23 protein-coding genes, 1 tRNA gene and 1 other RNA gene are annotated in these 18395 nt (G+C 73.2%); 13 read left to right on the top strand and 12 right to left on the bottom strand.

Features of this window, described 5'->3' with window-relative positions:
• The first annotated feature begins 164 nt into the window (after window positions 1-164).
• From PV410_RS41595 to PV410_RS41580, 4 genes are all read left to right on the top strand, one after another.
• A complete protein-coding gene (locus PV410_RS41595) occupies window positions 165-833 on the top strand; it encodes a DJ-1/PfpI family protein (RefSeq protein ID WP_500331889.1) in 669 nt (222 codons plus the stop codon).
• A gap of 16 nt (window positions 834-849) precedes the next feature.
• A complete protein-coding gene (locus PV410_RS41590) occupies window positions 850-1284 on the top strand; it encodes a hypothetical protein (protein ID WP_500331887.1) in 435 nt (144 codons plus the stop codon).
• Window positions 1285-1286: 2 nt separating this feature from the next.
• Window positions 1287-1577, top strand: a complete 291-nt coding sequence (locus PV410_RS41585) for a DUF3817 domain-containing protein (protein ID WP_500331885.1) — start codon at window positions 1287-1289, stop codon at window positions 1575-1577.
• A 196-nt stretch (window positions 1578-1773) separates the two neighbouring features.
• The gene (locus tag PV410_RS41580) at window positions 1774-2634 is read left to right on the top strand and encodes a SigB/SigF/SigG family RNA polymerase sigma factor (RefSeq protein WP_500331883.1); all 861 of its coding nucleotides are present in this window, start codon (window positions 1774-1776) and stop codon (window positions 2632-2634) included.
• Window positions 2635-2648: 14 nt separating this feature from the next.
• Here the strand turns inward: PV410_RS41580 and PV410_RS41575 are convergent, their stop codons facing one another.
• Together PV410_RS41575 and PV410_RS41570 are read right to left on the bottom strand one after the other, a co-directional pair.
• Window positions 2649-2954 (bottom strand): ANTAR domain-containing protein, encoded by a 306-nt coding sequence (locus PV410_RS41575; protein WP_500331881.1) that lies wholly within the window; start codon window positions 2952-2954, stop codon window positions 2649-2651.
• A gap of 81 nt (window positions 2955-3035) precedes the next feature.
• Window positions 3036-3548, bottom strand: a complete 513-nt coding sequence (locus tag PV410_RS41570) for a cysteine hydrolase family protein (protein ID WP_500331879.1) — start codon at window positions 3546-3548, stop codon at window positions 3036-3038.
• Window positions 3549-3858: 310 nt separating this feature from the next.
• Here PV410_RS41570 and PV410_RS41565 point away from each other — a divergent pair, with 310 nt between their 5' ends.
• Window positions 3859-5130, top strand: coding sequence for a ferritin-like domain-containing protein (locus tag PV410_RS41565; RefSeq protein ID WP_500331877.1), 1272 nt, complete (start codon window positions 3859-3861; stop codon window positions 5128-5130).
• 33 nt (window positions 5131-5163) lie between these two features.
• Here PV410_RS41565 and PV410_RS41560 read toward each other — a convergent pair whose 3' ends face one another.
• Window positions 5164-5514: a hypothetical protein gene (locus PV410_RS41560; RefSeq protein WP_500331875.1), complete on the bottom strand. Its 351-nt coding sequence runs from the start codon at window positions 5512-5514 to the stop codon at window positions 5164-5166.
• 167 nt (window positions 5515-5681) lie between these two features.
• On the opposite strand from PV410_RS41560, the gene PV410_RS41555 reads away from it, so the two are divergent.
• Together PV410_RS41555 and PV410_RS41550 are read left to right on the top strand one after the other, a co-directional pair.
• Complete coding sequence (locus tag PV410_RS41555) at window positions 5682-6083, top strand: VOC family protein (RefSeq protein WP_499513022.1); 402 nt, start codon at window positions 5682-5684, stop codon at window positions 6081-6083.
• A gap of 115 nt (window positions 6084-6198) precedes the next feature.
• Window positions 6199-7308 carry a hypothetical protein gene (locus tag PV410_RS41550; RefSeq protein ID WP_500331873.1) on the top strand — a complete coding sequence of 370 codons (1110 nt, stop codon included), beginning with the start codon at window positions 6199-6201 and terminating at the stop codon, window positions 7306-7308.
• A gap of 139 nt (window positions 7309-7447) precedes the next feature.
• On the opposite strand, the gene PV410_RS41545 is transcribed toward PV410_RS41550, so the two are convergent.
• A complete protein-coding gene (locus tag PV410_RS41545) occupies window positions 7448-7879 on the bottom strand; it encodes a hypothetical protein (protein WP_500331928.1) in 432 nt (143 codons plus the stop codon).
• 560 nt (window positions 7880-8439) lie between these two features.
• On the opposite strand from PV410_RS41545, the gene PV410_RS41540 reads away from it, so the two are divergent.
• The 3 genes from PV410_RS41540 (at window position 8440) to fmdA (ending at window position 10809) form a co-directional block, all read left to right on the top strand.
• Window positions 8440-8718, top strand: a complete 279-nt coding sequence (locus PV410_RS41540; protein ID WP_500331871.1) for an FmdB family zinc ribbon protein — start codon at window positions 8440-8442, stop codon at window positions 8716-8718.
• A 137-nt stretch (window positions 8719-8855) separates the two neighbouring features.
• Window positions 8856-9485 (top strand): AmiS/UreI family transporter, encoded by a 630-nt coding sequence (locus tag PV410_RS41535; protein WP_500331869.1) that lies wholly within the window; start codon window positions 8856-8858, stop codon window positions 9483-9485.
• A 76-nt stretch (window positions 9486-9561) separates the two neighbouring features.
• Entirely contained in the window at window positions 9562-10809 is a 1248-nt protein-coding gene (gene fmdA / locus PV410_RS41530; RefSeq protein WP_500331867.1) for a formamidase, read from the top strand.
• A 76-nt stretch (window positions 10810-10885) separates the two neighbouring features.
• Here fmdA and PV410_RS41525 read toward each other — a convergent pair whose 3' ends face one another.
• The 4 genes from PV410_RS41525 to PV410_RS41510 form a co-directional block, all read right to left on the bottom strand.
• A complete protein-coding gene (locus PV410_RS41525) occupies window positions 10886-11521 on the bottom strand; it encodes a hypothetical protein (RefSeq protein ID WP_500331865.1) in 636 nt (211 codons plus the stop codon).
• A 97-nt stretch (window positions 11522-11618) separates the two neighbouring features.
• Entirely contained in the window at window positions 11619-12194 is a 576-nt protein-coding gene (locus PV410_RS41520; RefSeq protein WP_500331863.1) for a hypothetical protein, read from the bottom strand.
• Entirely contained in the window at window positions 12187-12738 is a 552-nt protein-coding gene (locus tag PV410_RS41515) for a SigE family RNA polymerase sigma factor (RefSeq protein ID WP_500331861.1), read from the bottom strand. Before PV410_RS41515 ends, PV410_RS41520 begins: the two co-directional genes overlap by 8 nt.
• A gap of 124 nt (window positions 12739-12862) precedes the next feature.
• Window positions 12863-13366, bottom strand: a complete 504-nt coding sequence (locus tag PV410_RS41510; RefSeq protein ID WP_500331859.1) for a MarR family winged helix-turn-helix transcriptional regulator — start codon at window positions 13364-13366, stop codon at window positions 12863-12865.
• A gap of 200 nt (window positions 13367-13566) precedes the next feature.
• Between PV410_RS41510 and PV410_RS41505 the strand changes: the two genes are divergently transcribed.
• A complete protein-coding gene (locus tag PV410_RS41505; protein ID WP_500331857.1) occupies window positions 13567-14415 on the top strand; it encodes an alpha/beta fold hydrolase in 849 nt (282 codons plus the stop codon).
• A gap of 76 nt (window positions 14416-14491) precedes the next feature.
• Here the strand turns inward: PV410_RS41505 and PV410_RS41500 are convergent, their stop codons facing one another.
• The 4 genes from PV410_RS41500 to PV410_RS41485 form a co-directional block, all read right to left on the bottom strand.
• Window positions 14492-15367 (bottom strand): hypothetical protein, encoded by an 876-nt coding sequence (locus PV410_RS41500; RefSeq protein ID WP_500331855.1) that lies wholly within the window; start codon window positions 15365-15367, stop codon window positions 14492-14494.
• Window positions 15368-15376: 9 nt separating this feature from the next.
• Window positions 15377-15910: a SigE family RNA polymerase sigma factor gene (locus tag PV410_RS41495; protein WP_500331853.1), complete on the bottom strand. Its 534-nt coding sequence runs from the start codon at window positions 15908-15910 to the stop codon at window positions 15377-15379.
• Between the two features lie 49 nt (window positions 15911-15959).
• Window positions 15960-16436, bottom strand: a complete 477-nt coding sequence (locus tag PV410_RS41490) for a hypothetical protein (RefSeq protein ID WP_500331851.1) — start codon at window positions 16434-16436, stop codon at window positions 15960-15962.
• Window positions 16437-16697: 261 nt separating this feature from the next.
• A tRNA-Ser gene (locus PV410_RS41485) sits at window positions 16698-16785 on the bottom strand.
• A 72-nt stretch (window positions 16786-16857) separates the two neighbouring features.
• Here PV410_RS41485 and ffs point away from each other — a divergent pair.
• Window positions 16858-16954: signal recognition particle sRNA small type (gene ffs, locus PV410_RS41480), an RNA gene on the top strand.
• Window positions 16955-17065: 111 nt separating this feature from the next.
• A partial coding sequence (locus PV410_RS41475; RefSeq protein WP_500331849.1) for a DNA polymerase III subunit gamma and tau occupies window positions 17066-18395 on the top strand: 1330 nt, incomplete at its 3' end.

The following is an 18395-nucleotide window of genomic DNA, read 5'->3' as shown; positions in this document are numbered from 1 at the left end:
GAGGCGACGAATTCCCGCCAAGCCTGTGAGCTGGGTGGCATCCCGCACGTGCTGATGACAGGGCTGGCGGGAATCCGTTGGGAAGTGGCAATCCCGCCACTTCTGGCGATGCGGCTCCGGGCCTAGCGTCGGGAGCGTCCCGCACCGCTCCCGGAAGGCCCCAGATGCTCGCTCAGTTCGTGTTGTACGACGGGTTCGACCCCCTGGACGTCATCGCTCCCCTGGAGGTGCTGACCGCCGGCGGCATCCGCGCCGGGCTCGTGTCGGCGGAGGGGGCCCGCGAGGTGCCCGCGGGCCTGGGGCTGCCGTCGCTGCGGGCGGCCGCCGCGTTCGACCCGGGCCGCGGCGGCCTGGTGGTCGTACCGGGAGCGGCGGGCCGGATCCCCGCGGCGGACGGCGACGGTGAGGACGGCGACGGCGAGGACGGCGACACGGTCCCGGCCGTCCTCGCCCGGGCGCTGCGGACCGGGCTGCCGCCCTTGCTGCGCACCGCCCTGGAGCGGCCGGACGTCACCGTGGCCACGGTGTGCGGCGGTTCGCTCCTGCTCGCCATGGCGGGCCTGATCGGCGGGCGCCCTGTGACGGGCCACCACCTCGGGACGGCCGGTCTCCGGGCGGCGGGCGCCACCGTCGTGGACGCCCGGGTGGTCGACGACGGGGACCTGGTGAGCTCGGCCGGCGTCACCTCCGGGCTCGACCTCGCCCTCCACCTGCTGGAGCGCGAAAGCGGCCCGCGCGTGGCCCACTTCGTGGAACGGCTGCTCGCCCACGAACGCCGGGGCGTGGTGTGGCGCGCCGAGGGCCCCGTCCTCGCCGGCCCGGCCGGCGCGTGAGGAGGGGGAAGCGCACATGACCAAGTTCCTTCTCGCCGTCCACGTCCTGGCCGCGATCGTCGCCGTCGGACCCGTCACGGTCGCCGCCAGCATGTTTCCCCCCGCCGTCCGCCGCGCCCCCGACACGGCGGGACTGCTGCACCGGATCTGCCGCGTGTACGCCGCCGTCGGCGTGGTCGTCCCGGTCTTCGGCCTCGCCACCGCGTCGAGCATGGGGGTGCTCGGGGACGTGTGGCTGATCGTCTCGATCGTCCTGACCGCGCTGGCCGCCGCCCTTCTCGCCGGGGTCGTCCTGCCGCGGCAGCGCGCCGTCCTGGCCGGGCTCGCGGACGGGACGGCGTCCGCTCGCACGGCCGCCCGACTGGGCATGGCCACGGGGATGTTCAACCTGCTGTGGGCGACCGTCACCGTGCTGATGATCGTCCGCCCCGGCTCCTCGACGGGAGCGTGACCGTGGCCTCCTCCCCGACCGGTTCCCCGGCCGCGCCCGCAAGGACCGCGCCGCGCCCGCTGCGTGCGGCCGCCGCCGTCGAACTGCTCTCCCTCGTCGTGCTGCTGGTCAACCTCGCCACAGCGCACTGGAGGCCCGTCTCGTCCCTGATGGGCCCCGTCCACGGCTGCGCCTACCTCCTCACCGTCCTCACCGCCGTGCGCGCCGAGGGCTCGACGACGGCGGTGCGGCTCCTCGCCGTGGTCCCCGGCGTCGGGGGCCTGCTGGCGCTCCGGCGGCTCGTCGCCCCCTGACGGCCGATCACCACCGGGCCGCGGTGCGGGGGTTTGCGCCCCGCCGCCTCGGGCAGGCGCTCCCCGTGCTTCGGAAGGGAGGCACGCACGCGCGGGGCGCCCCGGCCGGGCCCCGGAGCACAGAGCGTGTCCTCCCGTACGGCACGCCCTGCGCGGCGCGGCTCCCGGACCCCCGCAGGAAGGCGCAGGACCAGCCATGGCCGCCCGACAGCCCCGTACCAGGCATCCGCACCCGCACCCGGGTGCCCGCCCGCGTCCGCATGACGACACCCCGGACACCGCGGAGGCGTTGCGGCGGATCGCGGCGCTCCCGGACGGCCCGGAGAAGGACGCGCTGCGCGAGCAGGTCGTGATCGCCTGGATGCCGATGTCGGATCGGCTCGCACGCCGCTTCCGGCACCGCGGCGAGTCCACCGAGGACCTCCGGCAGGTCGCCGCGCTCGGCCTGGTGAAGGCGGTGCAGCGCTACGACCCCGCACGCGGCAGCGCCTTCGAGAGCTTCGCCGTCCCCACCATCGTCGGTGAGGTGAAACGTCATTTCCGCGACCACCTGTGGGGCGTCCACGTCCCCCGCAGGGTCCAGGAGCTCCGGAGCCGGGTCCGTACCGTCCACCACGAACTCGTCGGGACGAAGGGGCGCACCCCGACCGTCGCCGAGATCGCCGCGCACGCCCGCATGAGCGAGCAGGACGTGCTGGTCGCCATGGAGGCCCTCGACAGCTTCGTCCCCGCCTCCTTGGACTCCGCCACCCCCGGCACGGAGGGCCGCACCTTCCTCGACACCCTGGGCGCCGAGGACCCGTGCCTGGACTCCGTCGTGGACCGCGTGGCCGTCGCGCCGCGGCTGCGCGAACTCCCGCCGCGCGAGAGGAAGATCCTCTACCTGCGGTTCTTCCGCGACATGACGCAGACCCAGATCGCCGACCAGTTGGGTCTGTCCCAGATGCACGTCTCCCGGCTGATCAGCCGCACCTGCCGCCGCCTCCGCGAGGAGGTCGAGGCGGCAGAGGACCACAGCGGGAACAGCGGGAACACCCGGGCGGCCGGCGAGGCCTGACGCGGAACGCCCGGTCAGCCGTACGGACGCATGGCCCGTCCGAGGGCGTGCCGGACGTCCGCCGGCAGGGGCCGGCCCCCCGCGCTCGCCACGAGCGCGGCGGCGACGTCGCGGAGTTTGACGTTGCCGTACTGGGAGGCCCGGACGAGGACCGCCCAGGCCACGTCGCCGGGGCAGGGCGTCAGCGCCATCACCATGCCGACGGCCTGGTCGATGACCGACCGGCTGCCCAGGGCGCGACGCAGTTGCTCGTTCTCCGCGCGCAGCCGCCCGATCTCGCTCTCCGCGTCGTCCTCGGGACCGGCCGGCAGGGGGACCATCGTCAGCACCTCCTGAGGTCCGGATGCCCCGAATGTACGATCCCATACGGGTACGGGAGGTGATGACCCGGCAGCCCGGGCTCAGGCGCGCAGCGCGATCCCGGACGAAGGCGCGACGAGGGTGCCCATGTTGCGCTCCCTCATCCGCAGCGCGGCGTCCGCCAGGTCCCGGTGGATGTGTGCGACCGCGTCCGGCGCCACCGCGGTGGGCACGCGGCGGATGTGCGCGTCCAGCGCGGAGTAGAGCACGCACTGTTCGGTCACCTGTCCGCACAGCACCAGGCGGCCCACGCCCAACTGCCCCAGCAGGTACTCCAGCGGGGTCTGGAAGAAGATCGAGTGCCGGGCCTTCACGACGAACAGCGAGTCCGCGTCGGGCCGTACCGGCTCCACCAGGTCGGCGTGCGGGCCGTCGAGGGCGATGTCGAGGTTCTCGTCGTGGTGCGAACGCCAGCGGCCGAAGTTGTCGTTGACGTAGATGACGTCCACGCCCTCCTCCCGGGCCCGCGAGATCAGCCGCCGCACCCCGGGCAACGCCTCGCGCACCGCTGGGAGCAGCAGTTCGGCGTCCTCGTGCTCATAGGTGTTGATCACGGAGCGCGGTCGCGTCGCCGGTGTCGTGCATGCCTGGGCGTCCTCGGGTGCGGGAGGGGGCGCCGGGCAGCGTACGCCCGTTCCCGCCCCCGCCGTGGAGCCCGCGCCGGGCGCGGCGCCCAGGTCAGGCGGGCGGTGGGGCCCGTCGGCGGGCGGCGTCCGGGGACCGTTGGGCCGCACGGGCGGCACGGCACGGCGCGCGCGGCGTCGCGGGCCCGGGGGCCGGGGCCCGGCTGGTAGCTTCGCCAGCCTCGCGGGTCCGCCGAGTGCCGGCTCCCGCGCGCCATTCTTCTCGGGGACGGAGACCTGTGTGACGGGACCGGTGGACGACCAGGACAACGAGCACGGGACCGCGGTCACCCTCGACCGCCGGGGCTTCGTCAAGTCGGCCGCAGCGGCCGCCGTCAGCCCCGCCGTCCTCGGCACCGCCGCCCACGCGGCCCCGCTCGCACCGTCGCTGCCGGCGGCGGCGGTCCCGGCCGCGGCCGCCGCGGCACCGATGGCCGCTCCCGGCGTCGCGGCGGCCGCCGCCCACGGCATGGTCGCCCGTCTGCTGGCCGTCCCCGCGCCGTCCCGCCGTGACGACTGGCTGCGGCAGGCCCTGCAGGTGGCCGTGGAGCTGGAACTCGCCACCATCCCGCCCTACCTGTGCGCCTGGTGGTCGGTGCGGGACCGGTCCGACACGGTCGCCAACCTGATCCGCGGCATCGTCACCGACGAGATGTTCCACATGGGGCTGGCCTGCAACATGCTCGTCGCCGTGGGCGGGCGGCCGCGGATCGCCTCCGTCACCCCCGAGTACCCCGCGCCCCTGCCCGGCGGCGTGCGCAGCAACCTGACGGTGTACCTCTCCGGGCTCACCCGCGCGTACGTGCGGGACGTCCTCATGGCCATCGAGACCCCGGAGTCCCCGCTGCCCGAGCCGTCCGCCGGGCCGCCGACCATCGGCGACTTCTACGACGGTCTCGTCACCGCCTTCCTCGACCACCGCCCCGAGCTCAGCGTCCGCGGTCAGATGGGCCAGCGCATCGGCCCCGACGAACTGCGTCCGATGCGGAACCTGGACGACGTCGTCGCCGCCGTGGAGATCATCAAGGAGCAGGGCGAGGGCAGCTCGGCCTCCCCCGAGGCGCCGTCCGGCGAGGCCACCGGGGGCCACCGCGACGTGGCGCACTACTACGCCTTCGCCGAGATCTACCACGGCCGCACCCTGGAGGAGGCCGACGGCGTGTGGGCGTTCAGCGGGCCGCCCGTCCCCTTCCCGGACGTCCACCCCATGGGCGTGGTCCCCCGGGGCGGCTGGCCCCACCCGCCGCGCGAGGCCGCGACGCTGCTGCGCCGCTTCGACAGCGCCTACGGCGAACTGCTGCGCGACCTGGAGGCCGCCTGGCAGTCCGCGGACCACGGCGCGCTCAACCGCGCGATCAAGACGATGGAGCAGCTGGAGGAGCCCGCCCTGGCCCTCATGGAGATCCCGCTCGGCGACGGGCGCCACACCTACGGCCCCCAGTTCCGCCCGGTCGCTCCGGATGCGGGGCAGCCCCCGTCCGCGGGCAGCGGGTCCCGCGGACGCCGGGCGTGAGCGCGGCGGCGGCGCCTGCCCGGGGCCCCGCCGCTACGTGCCCAGGAACTCGTGGACGAGCTCGATCCGGCCCACGATGTGCCGGTTGAACTCAGGGAGTTCCTCCGCCGGGACCCACAGCTCGAGGATCGTCCGGCCGCCCACCTGGCGCACCGGGTAGCGGGCGGCGAACCCGGCCTCGACCTCGAAGCGCGTCACGTAACCGGCGCCGGAGGCGGGGACGTTCCAGTCGCGGGCGATCCGGATCGCGTAGTCCTCGTCGAGCACCGGGTAGAAGACCGGCTGCTCGGGCAGCCGCGGCGGCCACTCCCGCCACCCCGACGCCTCGACCAGGGCCAGCTCCTCCGGCCCGGTGGGGCGCCACAGCGTCACCGTGTCCGTCATCGTTTTCCTCCCCGCTCGGTCCGGCCGTCCACCGTACGGGCCGCGACGGTCCCCGGCCCACCGGATTACGTCCCGGCATAGGATCGAAGACACGGCATCGCGTGCCGGTCACCGGCCGGGTGAGGCATGGAGGTGCCCGTGAGAATGCCTTACGGAGGCATCCCACCGTGTCAGTCGAGTTGAACCACACCATCGTCCACGCCCGGGACAACCGGGAATCCGCCGACTTCCTCGCGCACATCCTCGGCCTGCGGGCCGGCGAGGCATGGGGCCCGTTCGTCCCCCTGCAGCTGAGCAACGGCGTCACCCTCGACTTCGCCGCCGTCCCGGCGGAGACGATCGTCATGCAGCACTACGCCTTCCTCGTCCCCGAGGCCGCGTTCGACGGCATCCTGAGCAGGATCCAGGAGGCCGGACTCACCTACTGGGCCGATCCGCACGGCAAGCGGCCCGGGGAGATCAACCACAACGACGGCGGCCGCGGCGTCTACTTCATGGACCCGGCCGGGCACGGCATGGAGGTCATCACCCGTCCCTACGGGAGCGGCAGCACCACCGGCGAGAGCTGAGCGGGCGGCGGGGAGGGGTCGCAAGATCCCTCCCCGTCCCGGATCTTGATGGAGCGTCAGGTCCCCCGTACCCTGCCGACAGCGCGCCTCGCGCCCGTCGAGGGGAGTGGTCGTCATGGCCGAGGACCCGTCCGGTGCACCGTCCGACGACGAGATGCTCCAGGCCCTTTCGCGGCACCTGTCCGGGGACGGCGGCGCCGTCCGCCCCGGCTCCTGCGCCGGAGCGGACCTCACCTGGCACTCCCTCCTCGACTGCCGCATCCGCCGCACGACGGAGACCCGCACGGAGACCGCCAGGACCGAGAAGGGCCGCAAGGACCTCTCCGCGCTCGCCACCTACACGCACCTCGACGGCCACCGGCCCGGCCCGCCCGGGGAGCACGGCACCCTGCGCCGGATCGAGCTCGTGCGCGAGGGATCCGTACGCCACAACACCTGCGAGTGCGGCAACGGCGAATGGGCCTGCAGGCGTTGCGAGGGCCGCGGCCGGCTCCCCTGTGACCCCACCACGGCCTGCCCCGACTGCCGCGGACTGGAGTCCTGCGCCGAGTGCGACGGCACCGGCAGACCGCGGCCGCGTAGCAAGGACCGCGCCGGCGACCGCGCCGCGGCGGCGACCGCGTCCCGCACCGTCCCCAGACGCGTCCGCTGCGCCAAGTGCCGGCGCCCCGACGCCGCGTGCCCCACCTGTGCCGGGCGGGGCCGCACGCAGTGCGCCCAGTGCAAGGGGACGGGACTCGTCGACTGCCCCAAGTGCAAGGGCGGCGGCACCGTCGCGCACGACGCCTGCGGGGGGAGCGGGGTCGTCACCACCTGGGTCGGCGGCCTCATCGAGCAGCGCAGCCGCGAGGAACTGGTGCGCCGTCCCCGCAAGCGGCCCCCCTTCCTCGTCCGCCGCCGCACCCATCGGTCGGGCCGGTGGCGCAAGGAGGTGCTGACCGGTGACGACCCGCTGCCCGGCGACCTCGACGCCACGCACACCGAGGCGCTCGTCCCGCACCTCGCCCCGCGCGCCGGCGAGGCCCACCGCCGCGTCGTCCTGCGTCACTTGCCCCTCGCCCGCATCACCCTCCCCACCGACCCCGACCGCGTCTTCTACGCCTTCCCCGGGACCACCGGCATCGAGGTGCTCGGGCTGCCCTCTCGCAGCCGGGTCACCCGCGGCCTGGCGATCGCGGCGGGCGCGCTGGTCGTCCTCGTGCTGCTGCTCAGCCTCCTCGCGTAGCCGGCCCGGTCGCGCGACAGGATCCGGGCGTCGCGGTACGGGATTCCGGATCGGGGCGGTGAGCATGACGAAGGCCCCGGCCTCGTCGGAGGCCGGGGCCCTCGTGCCGCCCGGGCGGGCGGCCGCGAAGTGCGGTGGATCAGTTCATCACGGGCTTCCCGCCGATCTCGCAGGCCTGGCAGGGCGGCCTGCCGCAGGTGCACTGCGTGATCGCCTCGAGCACGCCGCGGTCGTGGTAGAGGCACTCGTCGCGGCAGGTGTGGCGGGGGATGAACCCGGCCTGGATCTCGCCGGGCCAGGGCTCGTGGCCCTCGCGGCAGCGGACGAAGCGCTCCGGGTCGGTCTCGTGCAGCTCGTGCATCGCGGAGCGGGCCTGGTCCTCCAGTTCCCGTACCCGGGTGACCAGGGCCTTGAGCTCGGCGGCGAGGCCCTCGTAGTGCTCTGCGCCGGTCCGCACGTGGGCGGCCCGCAGGGCCATGGCTGCGTTGCCCAGGAACCTGCCGGCGTCCTGGAGGTCGGTGACGTGGTGCATCTGGAGCCCGTTCACGCCACGGACCCACACGGCGTCCATGCTCATTGTCCACCTCTCCGGCGTTCGCCTTGTTCCGTGCGAAGCGTTGTGTGCCGTCCGATGAGCGCGGCGCCATTGCCACGGCATTCACGGAAAAGGCCGATGCATATGAACGCTAAAGCCGCGAGTGGTGTACGTCCAGAAAAAGCGCAGTGAACCGCCTCACAGCGGTCATACCGCCCGGGTCGGGCGCCCCGCGCCCCGGGCAGGGCGGCGCGACCGGTACGGTCCGGCCCCGGCGGGCGGGTGGGCGGCGCGCCGGGAAGGGCTCCCGGCGCCCCCTACGCGAGACCCGGAATGCGGTCGCGCCGGCGATGAGGTATTCCCGGCGAGCGGACCGGGAGAAGGGCGAGTGAATGGAATCCGGTGTTTCCGATGGCGTCGGAAAGGGAACTCCGGAACTCCCCTCGGACGCGCTCCGGACGTCTCCTGCCGACCTTGACAACTGTCTTGCCGTGGCGTCTCCTTGATATAGGGATTGTTTCCCCGGCGTGCGCTCAACGGGGTGTGTCGCAGACGTCGAGGTTGACCTGGGTGCGCCGACGACCGGAGGCAACTTCATGGCGACCTATGAATACCTTTGCAGCAACTGCGGGCCTTTCGACGTCAAGCTCGCGATAGGTTCCGCACCCGACGCGTACGACTGCCCCGCCTGCGCGGGCGAGTCCAGGCGCGTGTTCTGCTCGCCCTCCCTCGCCCTCACGCCGCACGGGCTCGCCACCTCCCGCGAACGGGAGGAGAAGTCCCGTGAGATGCCGGACGTCGTGTCCGCCCCACCGCCGCGCGAGCGGCCGGAGCCGCGGCCCCATCCGGCGCTGTCCCGGCTGCCCAAGCCCTAGTCCGAGGGCGGTGATCGGCGCGTCAGAGGTGCTCAGGGGGGCCGACGCCGGAGCGCGGACGCTCCTCCCGCCCAGGCGGGACCAGCAGGCGCGCCGGCGGCAATCCGTCCCCACGCGGACTTAGGAGGTGCGTCCCCGTGGCGAACGTGGGACTGCTCTTCGTCGGTGCGGTGCTCTTCATGAACGGCCTGCTGCTTTTGCAGAAGGTCGACCCCAAGTCGGCGGCGGTGTTCAACCTCTTCGTGGGTGCACTGCAGGTGCTGACCCCGACGTACCTCATCTTCACGGCCGGCGGTGACCAGGACAAGATCCTGGCGGCATCCGGGATTTACCTCTTCGGATTCACCTACCTGTACGTGGGTATCGTCATCCTCGCGAACATCGACAATGTCTGCGTCGGCTGGTACTCCCTGTTCGTGGCGATTGTCGCCCTCGGGTACTCGTTCGCCAATTTCCATCTCCTCAAGGACTACCCGTTCGGTGTCATCTGGCTGTACTGGGCGTTCCTGTGGGGTCTGTTCTTCCTGCTGCTCGGTCTCAGGAAAACGGAGCTCGGCACTTACGTCGGCTGGGTGACGGCGATCGAGGGCTGGGTCACCGGTGTGATCCCCGCGGCGCTGCTGCTGTCCGGCTACTGGAAGCACACCACGGAGATCGCCATAGCCCTGGGTGCCTTCGGAGTGGTCGTGTTCGCGGCGCTGTGGCCGCTCACCAGGAAGTCGCGCGCACAGGCCCGGGCCGCCGCGTCGTCCGGGTCGCCGGGTTAGGCGTCCGCCCGCCCGGCCCGTCGGGCCGGAGGCGTGGGCGCACCGTCCTGACCGGATCAGAAAAAGAGAGGCTGTCATGCCCGAAGTAGTTTTCAGCGTGGACCAGACCAAGTCGATGCGCGATCAGGACACCCCAGGACACAACAGGTGGCACCCTGACATCCCTGTCGCCGCCATGGTGAAGCCCGGAGCCGAGTTCCGGATGGAGTGCCGGGACTGGACCGACTGCCAGGTGGGCAACAACGACTCCGCCAACGACGTCCGCGACATCGACCTCACCATCCCTCACATGCTCAGCGGCCCGATCGGCGTGGAGGGCGCCGAGCCGGGCGACCTGCTCGTCGTCGACATCCTCGACCTCGGCCCCGTACCCCAGCAGAGCGGGGACGCGGCGGGCCAGGGCTGGGGGTACACCGGCATCTTCGCCAAGGCCAACGGCGGAGGCTTCCTGACCGACTACTTCCCCGACGCCTACAAGGCGGTGTGGGACTTCCACGGTCAGCAGGCGGTCTCCCGGCACCTGCCCGGGATCCGCTTCACCGGCATCACCCACCCCGGGCTGTTCGGGACCGCCCCCTCCGCCGAGCTGCTGGGCCGGTGGAACGCGCGCGAGAAGGCGCTCATCGACACCGACCCCGAACGCGTCCCGCCGCTGGCCGTCCCCCCGGACCCCTCCCACGCGCTCGCCGGCACGGCCACCGGGGACCTGGCCACGCGCATCTGCGCGGAGGGCGCCCGCACGGTGCCGGCCCGTGAGAACGGAGGCAACCACGACATCAAGAACTTCACGCGGGGTTCCCGGGTCTTCTACCCGGTGCACGTCAAGGACGCCAAGCTCTCCGGCGGCGACCTGCACTTCAGCCAGGGCGACGGGGAGATCACCTTCTGCGGCGCCATCGAGATGGGCGGGTTCATCGACTTCCACGTCGACCTGATCAAGGGCGGCATGGAGACGTACGGCATCTCGACCAACCCGGTGTTCATGCCCGGCAACGTCGAACCGCGTTACTCGGACTTCCTCACCTTCATCGGGATCTCCGTCGACCACGACACGGACACCAACTACTACCTCGACGCGACGCTCGCCTACCGCCGCGCGTGCCTCAACGCCGTCGAGTACTTCAAGAAGTTCGGCTACAGCGGCGAGCAGGCCTACCTGCTGCTCGGCTCGTCCCCCATAGAGGGACGCATCAGCGGCATCGTCGACATCCCCAACGCGTGCTGCTCCCTGTACGTGCCGACCGCCATGTTCGACTTCGACGTGCGGCCTTCGGCCACCGGACCGACGCGGGCGGACCGCGGCCGGGCCGCGCTGACCTCCTGACCCCCGGGCCGCTGCGCGCACCGGGTCCCGGCCCGTTCTCGGGCCGGGACCCGTGCACACCCTTGCCGCCGCGGGCTCAGGGGCGGTAGAGCGACTGGAGCCTGACCACCTCGCCGTTCAGGTCGAAACTGACGTCGTAGCCCAGCCACCCGCGTTCCGGGGCGGGCTGGGCCCACCACCGGGTGATGAACTGCGCCTGGGAGTAGGTGTGGGGGGCGGAGTCGTCGCCCAGCGGGACCGACAGCAGGACCCGGCCCTCCGGGGCCATGCGCACCGTCGTGTACGGGCCCTTGCCGGGGATGATGTCCCACCCCTCGATCGGTCCCGTGAGGGGTTCCTTGCGGGCGGAGCGCACCGAGAGGTACGTGCGCCCGTCCTTGATCCACGCGTTGTCGATCTGCACGAACTGCTTGCCGCCGGCCCAGCGCGCAGGGGCCTGCGGCGACCGCGCGTCCGACGGGCCGTCCGATGCCGGGGGCTGGGCGGAGTAGGAGGAGGAGGGCGCGCCGGAGCGCTGCGCCGAGGGCGAGGCGGGGGCCGAAGCCGTCGCCGGTGCGGGGGAGGAGGCGGCCGCGTCGGCACGGGCGGTATCCGCTTCGTCCCTGCCCTCCCCGGAACAGGCGGTGAGGGCGAGGGCGGTGAGGGCGAGGGCGGTGATCCGGGCGGCGGCGCGGCGGCGCGGGGAGGACGAGGCGAACACGGTGGGTCCCATCGGGTCGGGTACGGGTGGCGTGCACAGGCTCTACGCACCGGCCCGCCACGCGGGTTACACCGGGAATGTCATGGACCGGTAACAACTCCCCGCCGCGCTAACCGGCCTCCCGCAGGGACTCCACCCGTCCCTCGCCGTCGTAGTCGATCTCGAACATCCACCGCGGCCCTCCGGCCAGCCGGCCGACCAGCTCACCCAGTTGACGGTCCTCGGGCTGTCCGCCCGACAGCCGGCGCGTCTCCACGAGCGTCGTGCGCGGCAGGGTCAGCGTGTGCACCACGCCGGTGGGCGTCGGCGTCCCGCCCGCGGCCGCCCGGAGCTGCCGCACGGTGACCCGCACGCTGTCGCCCTGGGCCACCGCGTCGTGGACGTACCCCAGTTCGCTGGCGTACTCCTCGCCCGGTGCGGGGGTCGGGCGGACGAAGGGGGAGGGCGGCGGTGACGGGGTGACCGCCGCCGGTTCCGGTACCCGGGCGGTCCCGGCCAGCGCGAGGCCGCCGCCCAGCAGCGCGCAGGCGAGCACCGCCACGACGGACGCCCGTACCGTCCGCGCGCGGCGGCGGCGCCTTTCGCCGCGGGCCCGTACCTGGTGCGCGGCCGCCGGTACGGCCCGCCCCCGGCCGGACTCGGCGAGTTCGGTGAGGAGCCTGCCCAGCTCGGTCCCGTCAGCCATGCTTCCCCTCCGGAAGTCGGCCCGCCCCGGGGTCCAGTTCCGTGTGCGCCAGCAACCGCGCGAGCGTCGCCCGCCCGCGGCTGAGGTGCACCTTGACGGTGCCGACCGGGGAGCCGGTCTCGGCGGCCACCTGCTCCACCGGCAGGTCGCACAGATGGTGCAGGACGACGGCCCGCCGCTGCCCCTCCGGCAGCTGCCGCAAGGCCTCGACCAGCACCACGTGGTGCGGTTCCGGCGGCGGCACGACCGGGGGCGGGCCCTGCCGGCGGGCCAGCGTCAGCGCGGTGCGCACGCGTCGCCAGCGGCTGACGGCCAGGCGCCACGCCACCGTGCGCACCCAGGCCTCGGGCGCGCCGTGCAGATCGAGTTCGGCCCGGTGCTCCCAGGCCCGGGCGAACGCCTCCTGCACCACGTCCTGCGACTCCGCGAGGTCGCCCGTCATCGCGTACAGCTGGCCGATGAGGCGGCCCACGCTCGCGCCGTAGAAGGTGTCGAACTCACGCTCCCCCATCACGCGCCCCGGAGGGTCCTCCGGCAGTCCCATACCTCATCCCCCGGCCGGACGCCGTGCGTCCCGGCACACACGTGATCAACGCCGCGGGACCATTCTGTTGCCCAGGGCGACCACGCTCAAGCGGCGGCTACGGCGGCTACGGCGGCTACGGCGGCTACGGCGTCGTCGCGGCGGGCTCGGCGCCCGTGGTGTGGCGGTCCACGTTCGCCGTCAGCCGGCGCAGCAGGTCCTGTGCGGTCCCGATCTCCTCCCGGGTCAGCCCCATGGCCTCCCCGATCGCCAGGGGCACGGTGCGGATCCGCTCCCGCAGCGCGGTCCCCTCCGGGGTCAGCGCCACCTCCACCACCCGCTCGTCGTCAGCCCGGCGCTGCCGCTCGAGCAGGCCGTGCGACTCCAGGCGCTTGATCAGCGGCGTGAGCGTCCCGTAGTCCAGGTGCAGGGCGGCCACCAGCTCCTTGACGGACACGGTGCCGTGCTCCCAGAGCACGACCATGACCAGGTACTGGGGGTAGGTCAGGCCCACCGCGTCCAGCAGCGGCCGGTAGACGCCGGTGACCGCGCGCGAGGCCGCGTACAGCGTGAAGCAGAAGTGGTCGTCCAGCAGCAGCGAGGGCTCCGCGGTGCCGCCGTTCCCGGGTGCGCGGGTGTCGTCGTTCACGATTCCCTCCCCCTCCTTGGTCGTCGGTGGTTCTCCCGGCGGACATTGTCGCACCTTCCGTGCGGGCTAGTAACTCGTAGTCGATTAGCTTGCGCACAAGTTAAACGGACGCTAGATTTCTCGTTATCGCCCGGAGCGGACGCCCCGGACCGACCGCCTGCCCGGCGTGCCAGCCGGGCGCCGTACGCCAAGGAGCCACCGTGAACCTCAAGACCGTCCTCCGCCCCACCCGCAAGAGCGTCGCCGTCCTGGGCGCCGCCGCCGGCGTCGCGGCCCTCACGCTGACGGCCACGGCCCCGGCCAGCGCCGCCAAGGCCGCGCACCGCCCGCAGGAGAAGAAGCCCACGGTCGTCCTGGTGCACGGCGCGTTCGCGGACTCCTCCAGCTGGAACGGCGTGGTGTCAGGCCTGAAGCACGCGGGCTATCCGGTTGTGGCCCCGGCCAATCCGCTGCGCGGCCTGGCGAGCGACTCGGCGTACGTGCACAGCTTCCTGAAGAGCGTGAAGGGCCCGGTCGTGCTCGTCGGCCACTCCTACGGCGGCTCGGTGATCACCGAGGCCGCGGCCGACTCCCCCAACGTCAAGGCGCTGGTCTACATAGCCGCCTTCGCCCCGGACAAGGGCGAGACCGTCACGCAGATCTCCGACAAGTTCCCCGGCGGCACCCTGGGCGAGACCCTCAACGCCGTGCCCTTCCCGCTCCCCGGCGGGGGCACCGGCACCGACCTGTACATCAAGGCCGACAAGTTCCGCGCCCAGTTCGCCGCCGACGTGCCGAAGTCCGTCGCCGAGCAGATGGCCGCCACCCAGCGCCCCGTGGCCGCGTCGGTCTTCGACGAGAAGGCCGCGGGTGCCGCCTGGCGGACCATCCCGTCCTGGGACCTGGTCACCACCCAGGACAAGAACATCACCCTCGCCGCCCAGCGCTTCATGGCCGAGCGGGCCCACGCCCACACCGTCGAGGTCAAGGCCTCCCACGCCGTCTCGGTCTCCCGCCCCGGCGCGGTGACCCGCATCATCGAGCAGGCCGCCCGCTCCACCGTCCGCTGACCCACCCCGCGTACGACCCGAAGGACCCCGGCCGGATCCCGGCCGGGGTCCTCGTGCCGCCCGGTGGCTGCGCCGCTCAGCCGCCCAGGACGGGGATCTGCTTCTTCTCCACGGGATGCGCGTCGGCGTACCGCACCAGGTCGAGGAAGCGCCGGTCGCGCACCACCGCCAGCAGTTGTCCCGCGGTGACCGGGGCGGAGGTCTTCGTGTCCTGGTCGGGGTAGACGGCGAGTTCCACGTCGCTGTGGCCGTAGACGAAGCGGACCCGGGTGTACATCGTGTCCGGGGAGCCGTCGAGCAGGCGGTACGCCGCCACCTTGACGCCGCCCGGCAGCGTGCCCTGCGCGCAGCTGCCGCCCCTGAGGGAGTCGGGGTCCTCGGGGCACGTGGCCCCGTGCCGGGTCGTCCCGGGGGCACCGCCGGAGGGCCGCACCGACAGGCTGACGGTGAACACCTTCCCGCCCGCGGTCTCACCCTGGTAGTGCCACACCGCGAGGTCGACCGGCCGGATCAGGCCGACCGCGTCCGGAAGCAGCTCGTCGAGGAGGACCGCCGCCTGCTGCTGGAACCCCTCCTGGCGCTCGCGCTCGGCGGGCGGCAGATCGGCCATGGACTCCTCGGTGTCACTGGTGGGTTCGAGGTGGACCGGCGTCCGGTACGGCGCCGGCTCCTCGGACGTACGCGGCGCGGGTGTGGTGCTCGCGGCGGGACGGACCGTCCTGCCCCCGCCGTCCCCGCCCGGCAGCGCCGCGGATCCGAACACCACGGCCCCGACCGCACAGGCGACCCCGGCGGCGACGGCGACCCGGACCCGTGCCCTGCGGCGCCGTCCCTGGACCACCGCCGCGGGCACCAGGTCGTGGGCGGGCGGCAGCTGCGCCACCGCGTGCTCCATGGCGTCCCTCACCAGCAGGGCGCTCCCGTGCTCGTCCTCGGGCATGTTGTCTCCCATGGCGGTCCCTCAGCTTCCCGTGGCGTAGACGTGGGCCTCGCCCAACTGGGCGCGCAACTTGGCCAGGGAGCGTGAGCACTGGCTCTTGACGGTGGACTCGCTGCACTTCAGCAGCGTGGCGACGGACTCGACGCTCTGGTCCTCCCAGTAGCGCAGCACGACCATGGCCCTGGCCCTGGGCGGCAGTCCGGCGAGCGCCGACAACAGCGTCACCCGCAGGTCGGCATGGTCGGGCGAGGGCCCCGGCCCGGGACGCGAGTGCGCCAGCAGGTCCCGCAGCCGCCGCCTCCGCTCGGCCAGGTACGTACGGGTCAGCACGGTCCTGGCGTACGCCTCGATGTGGTCGGCGGCACTCGCCCGCCGCCAGTGCTGGCACAGCTTGGCCAGCGTGGTCTGCGTCAGGTCCCGGGCCGTGTCCGCATCCCCGCACAGCAGGTACGCGGTCCGGTACAGCCGTTTCTGACTCGCCCGGGCGAAGGCTTCGAAGCTTTCCGGCGCCCGCGGGCCCGCCGCCGCTCCCGGGCCCCGGCCGTTCTCCGGCATCTGCTCTCCTCTCGGGGCCCCGCACGGGGCCCTGTCCTGTCACCCGTGTTCAGAGCGCCGCCGCCCTCCGGAGGTTGAAAGCGGATTTCACCGCGCGGCACGGTCCGGCATCCGGCATCCGGCATCCGGCATCCGGCATCCGGTGAACGCGCGACGCCGGGTAGCCCATGCCCGTCAGCTCCTCGCGCAAGGCCCGGTAGCCGGGCTTCGTGTTCCCCAACGCCTCGTTGACGCGCTCCGCGTGCTCGCCGCCCCCACACGTCTCGGTGGCGGTCAGCGGAACCTCCACCGGTCTGGGCCCGGCGGACTCAGGGTCCGGCTCCGGTGGCGCCGAATCGTCCAAAGGCACCGGCATGTCGCCCTCGGCGTCCGGAACACCCGGCGGGGTCTCGCCCGACCCGTACCTCGGCGCGGGTGAGCCTCCTCGACCGGGCAGGTCCTCGGGCTCGGGCACCTCACCCTTGTCGCCGGGGACGTCCGTGGTGCGGCTCTGCGTGACGGAGGTGATCAGCTCCAGGAACCGCATCTCCGGTTCGGCGCTGCGCTCGGTACCGAGCGGGGACGCACGGAGCCCGCGCTTCCCGCGGGGCTCCGATCGGTGGCGGCGCGCTGAGCGCCGCAGCCGGAGAGCACCATGCGGGCCGGCACGGTCACGACAACGGGCTTCGGAAGGGATGCCGATTGCACGTAGGGCCAACCCGCCATTGATCACGCCCACACACCGAGGAACGTCGAAGGGCCCCACCGCGACCGGTGGGGCCCTTCGACAACGTGCCCGGTGAGGCACTGGCGGAGGATACGAGATTCGAACTCGTGAGGGGTTGCCCCCAACACGCTTTCCAAGCGTGCGCCCTAGGCCTCTAGGCGAATCCTCCGCGGCAAACATTACTAGACCGGAGGGAGTGCTCGCGAACTCGTTCCCGGGTGATCCGATCAGGTAGGGTGGGCGTAGCCCCTCACGTGGCGCTATCTCGCTGAACTCCCCCAGGGCCGGAAGGCAGCAAGGGTAGGTGGGCTCTGGCGGGTGCGTGAGGGGTCTTTTGCTGCCCGCGGGCCTGTGGGAACGCGGCCCGGGGCGGCCGCGGGGGCCGCCGGTGTGGGGGCCGTCACACGCGCGGGGCCCGGGTGTCGGTGGGGGCCGATATCGTCGTAGGCGTGTCCCTCGCTCTGTACCGCCGCTATCGTCCCGAGTCCTTCGCCGAGGTCATCGGGCAGGAGCACGTCACGGACCCGCTGCAGCAGGCGCTGCGGAACAACCGGGTCAACCACGCGTACCTGTTCAGCGGGCCGCGCGGCTGCGGCAAGACGACCAGCGCCCGCATCCTGGCGCGCTGCCTGAACTGCGAGAAGGGCCCGACGCCGACGCCGTGCGGGGAGTGCCAGTCGTGCCGCGACCTGGCCCGCAACGGCCCGGGGTCGATCGACGTGATCGAGATCGACGCGGCGTCGCACGGCGGTGTGGACGACGCCCGCGACCTGCGGGAGAAGGCCTTCTTCGGGCCGGCGAGCAGCCGTTACAAGATCTACATCATCGACGAGGCGCACATGGTCACCTCGGCGGGCTTCAACGCCCTGCTGAAGGTGGTCGAGGAGCCCCCGGAGCACCTGAAGTTCATCTTCGCGACCACCGAGCCCGAGAAGGTCATCGGCACCATCCGGTCGCGCACCCACCACTACCCGTTCCGGCTGGTGCCGCCCGGCACGCTGCGCGACTACCTGGCGGAGGTCTGCGAGCGGGAGGCGATCCCGGTCGAGGCAGGGGTGTACCCGCTGGTGGTCCGGTCCGGGGCCGGCTCGGTGCGTGACTCGATGTCCGTGATGGACCAGTTGCTCGCCGGTGCGGGTGAGGCCGGTGTGACGTACGCCATGGCGACCTCGCTGCTCGGCTACACCGACGCCGCGCTGCTGGACGACGTCGTGGACGCCTTCGCCGCCGGGGACGGCGCGGCGGCGTTCGAGGTCGTGGACCGCGTGATCGAGGGCGGGCACGACCCGCGGCGCTTCGTGGCCGACCTGCTGGAGCGGCTGCGGGACCTGGTGATCCTCGCGGCGGTGCCGGACGCGTTGGAGAAGGGGCTGATCGACGCCCCCGCCGACGTCGTGGAGCGGATGCGGGCCCAAGCCGGGGTGTTCGGGGCGGCGGAGCTCAGCCGTGCCGCGGACCTGGTCAACAGCGGGCTCACGGAGATGCGCGGGGCGACCTCGCCGCGTCTGCAGCTGGAGTTGATCTGCGCCCGCGTGCTGCTGCCGGCGGCCTACGACGACGAGCGGTCGCTGCAGGCCCGCCTGGACCGGCTGGAACGCCGCGCCTCCGCCGGTGGTTTCGCGGCCCCCGCGGGCGGCCCGGCGGCCCCGGTCGTGGAGTTCGGCGAGCCGCTCCCGCCCGGCGGCGGCCCCGCCGCGGCGCGCGCGGCGATGGGCGGACCGGCCCGGCCCGCCGAAGCCGCACCCCCCGCCACACCCGCACCCGCATCCACACCGGCCC

Origin of the sequence: Streptomyces sp. PA03-5A, assembly GCF_033792725.1 — a bacterium.
Taxonomy (GTDB): Bacteria; Actinomycetota; Actinomycetes; order Streptomycetales; family Streptomycetaceae; genus Actinacidiphila.
The sequence above is the reverse complement of the archived record's forward strand: the minus strand, read 5'-3'. Positions and strand labels throughout refer to the sequence as shown.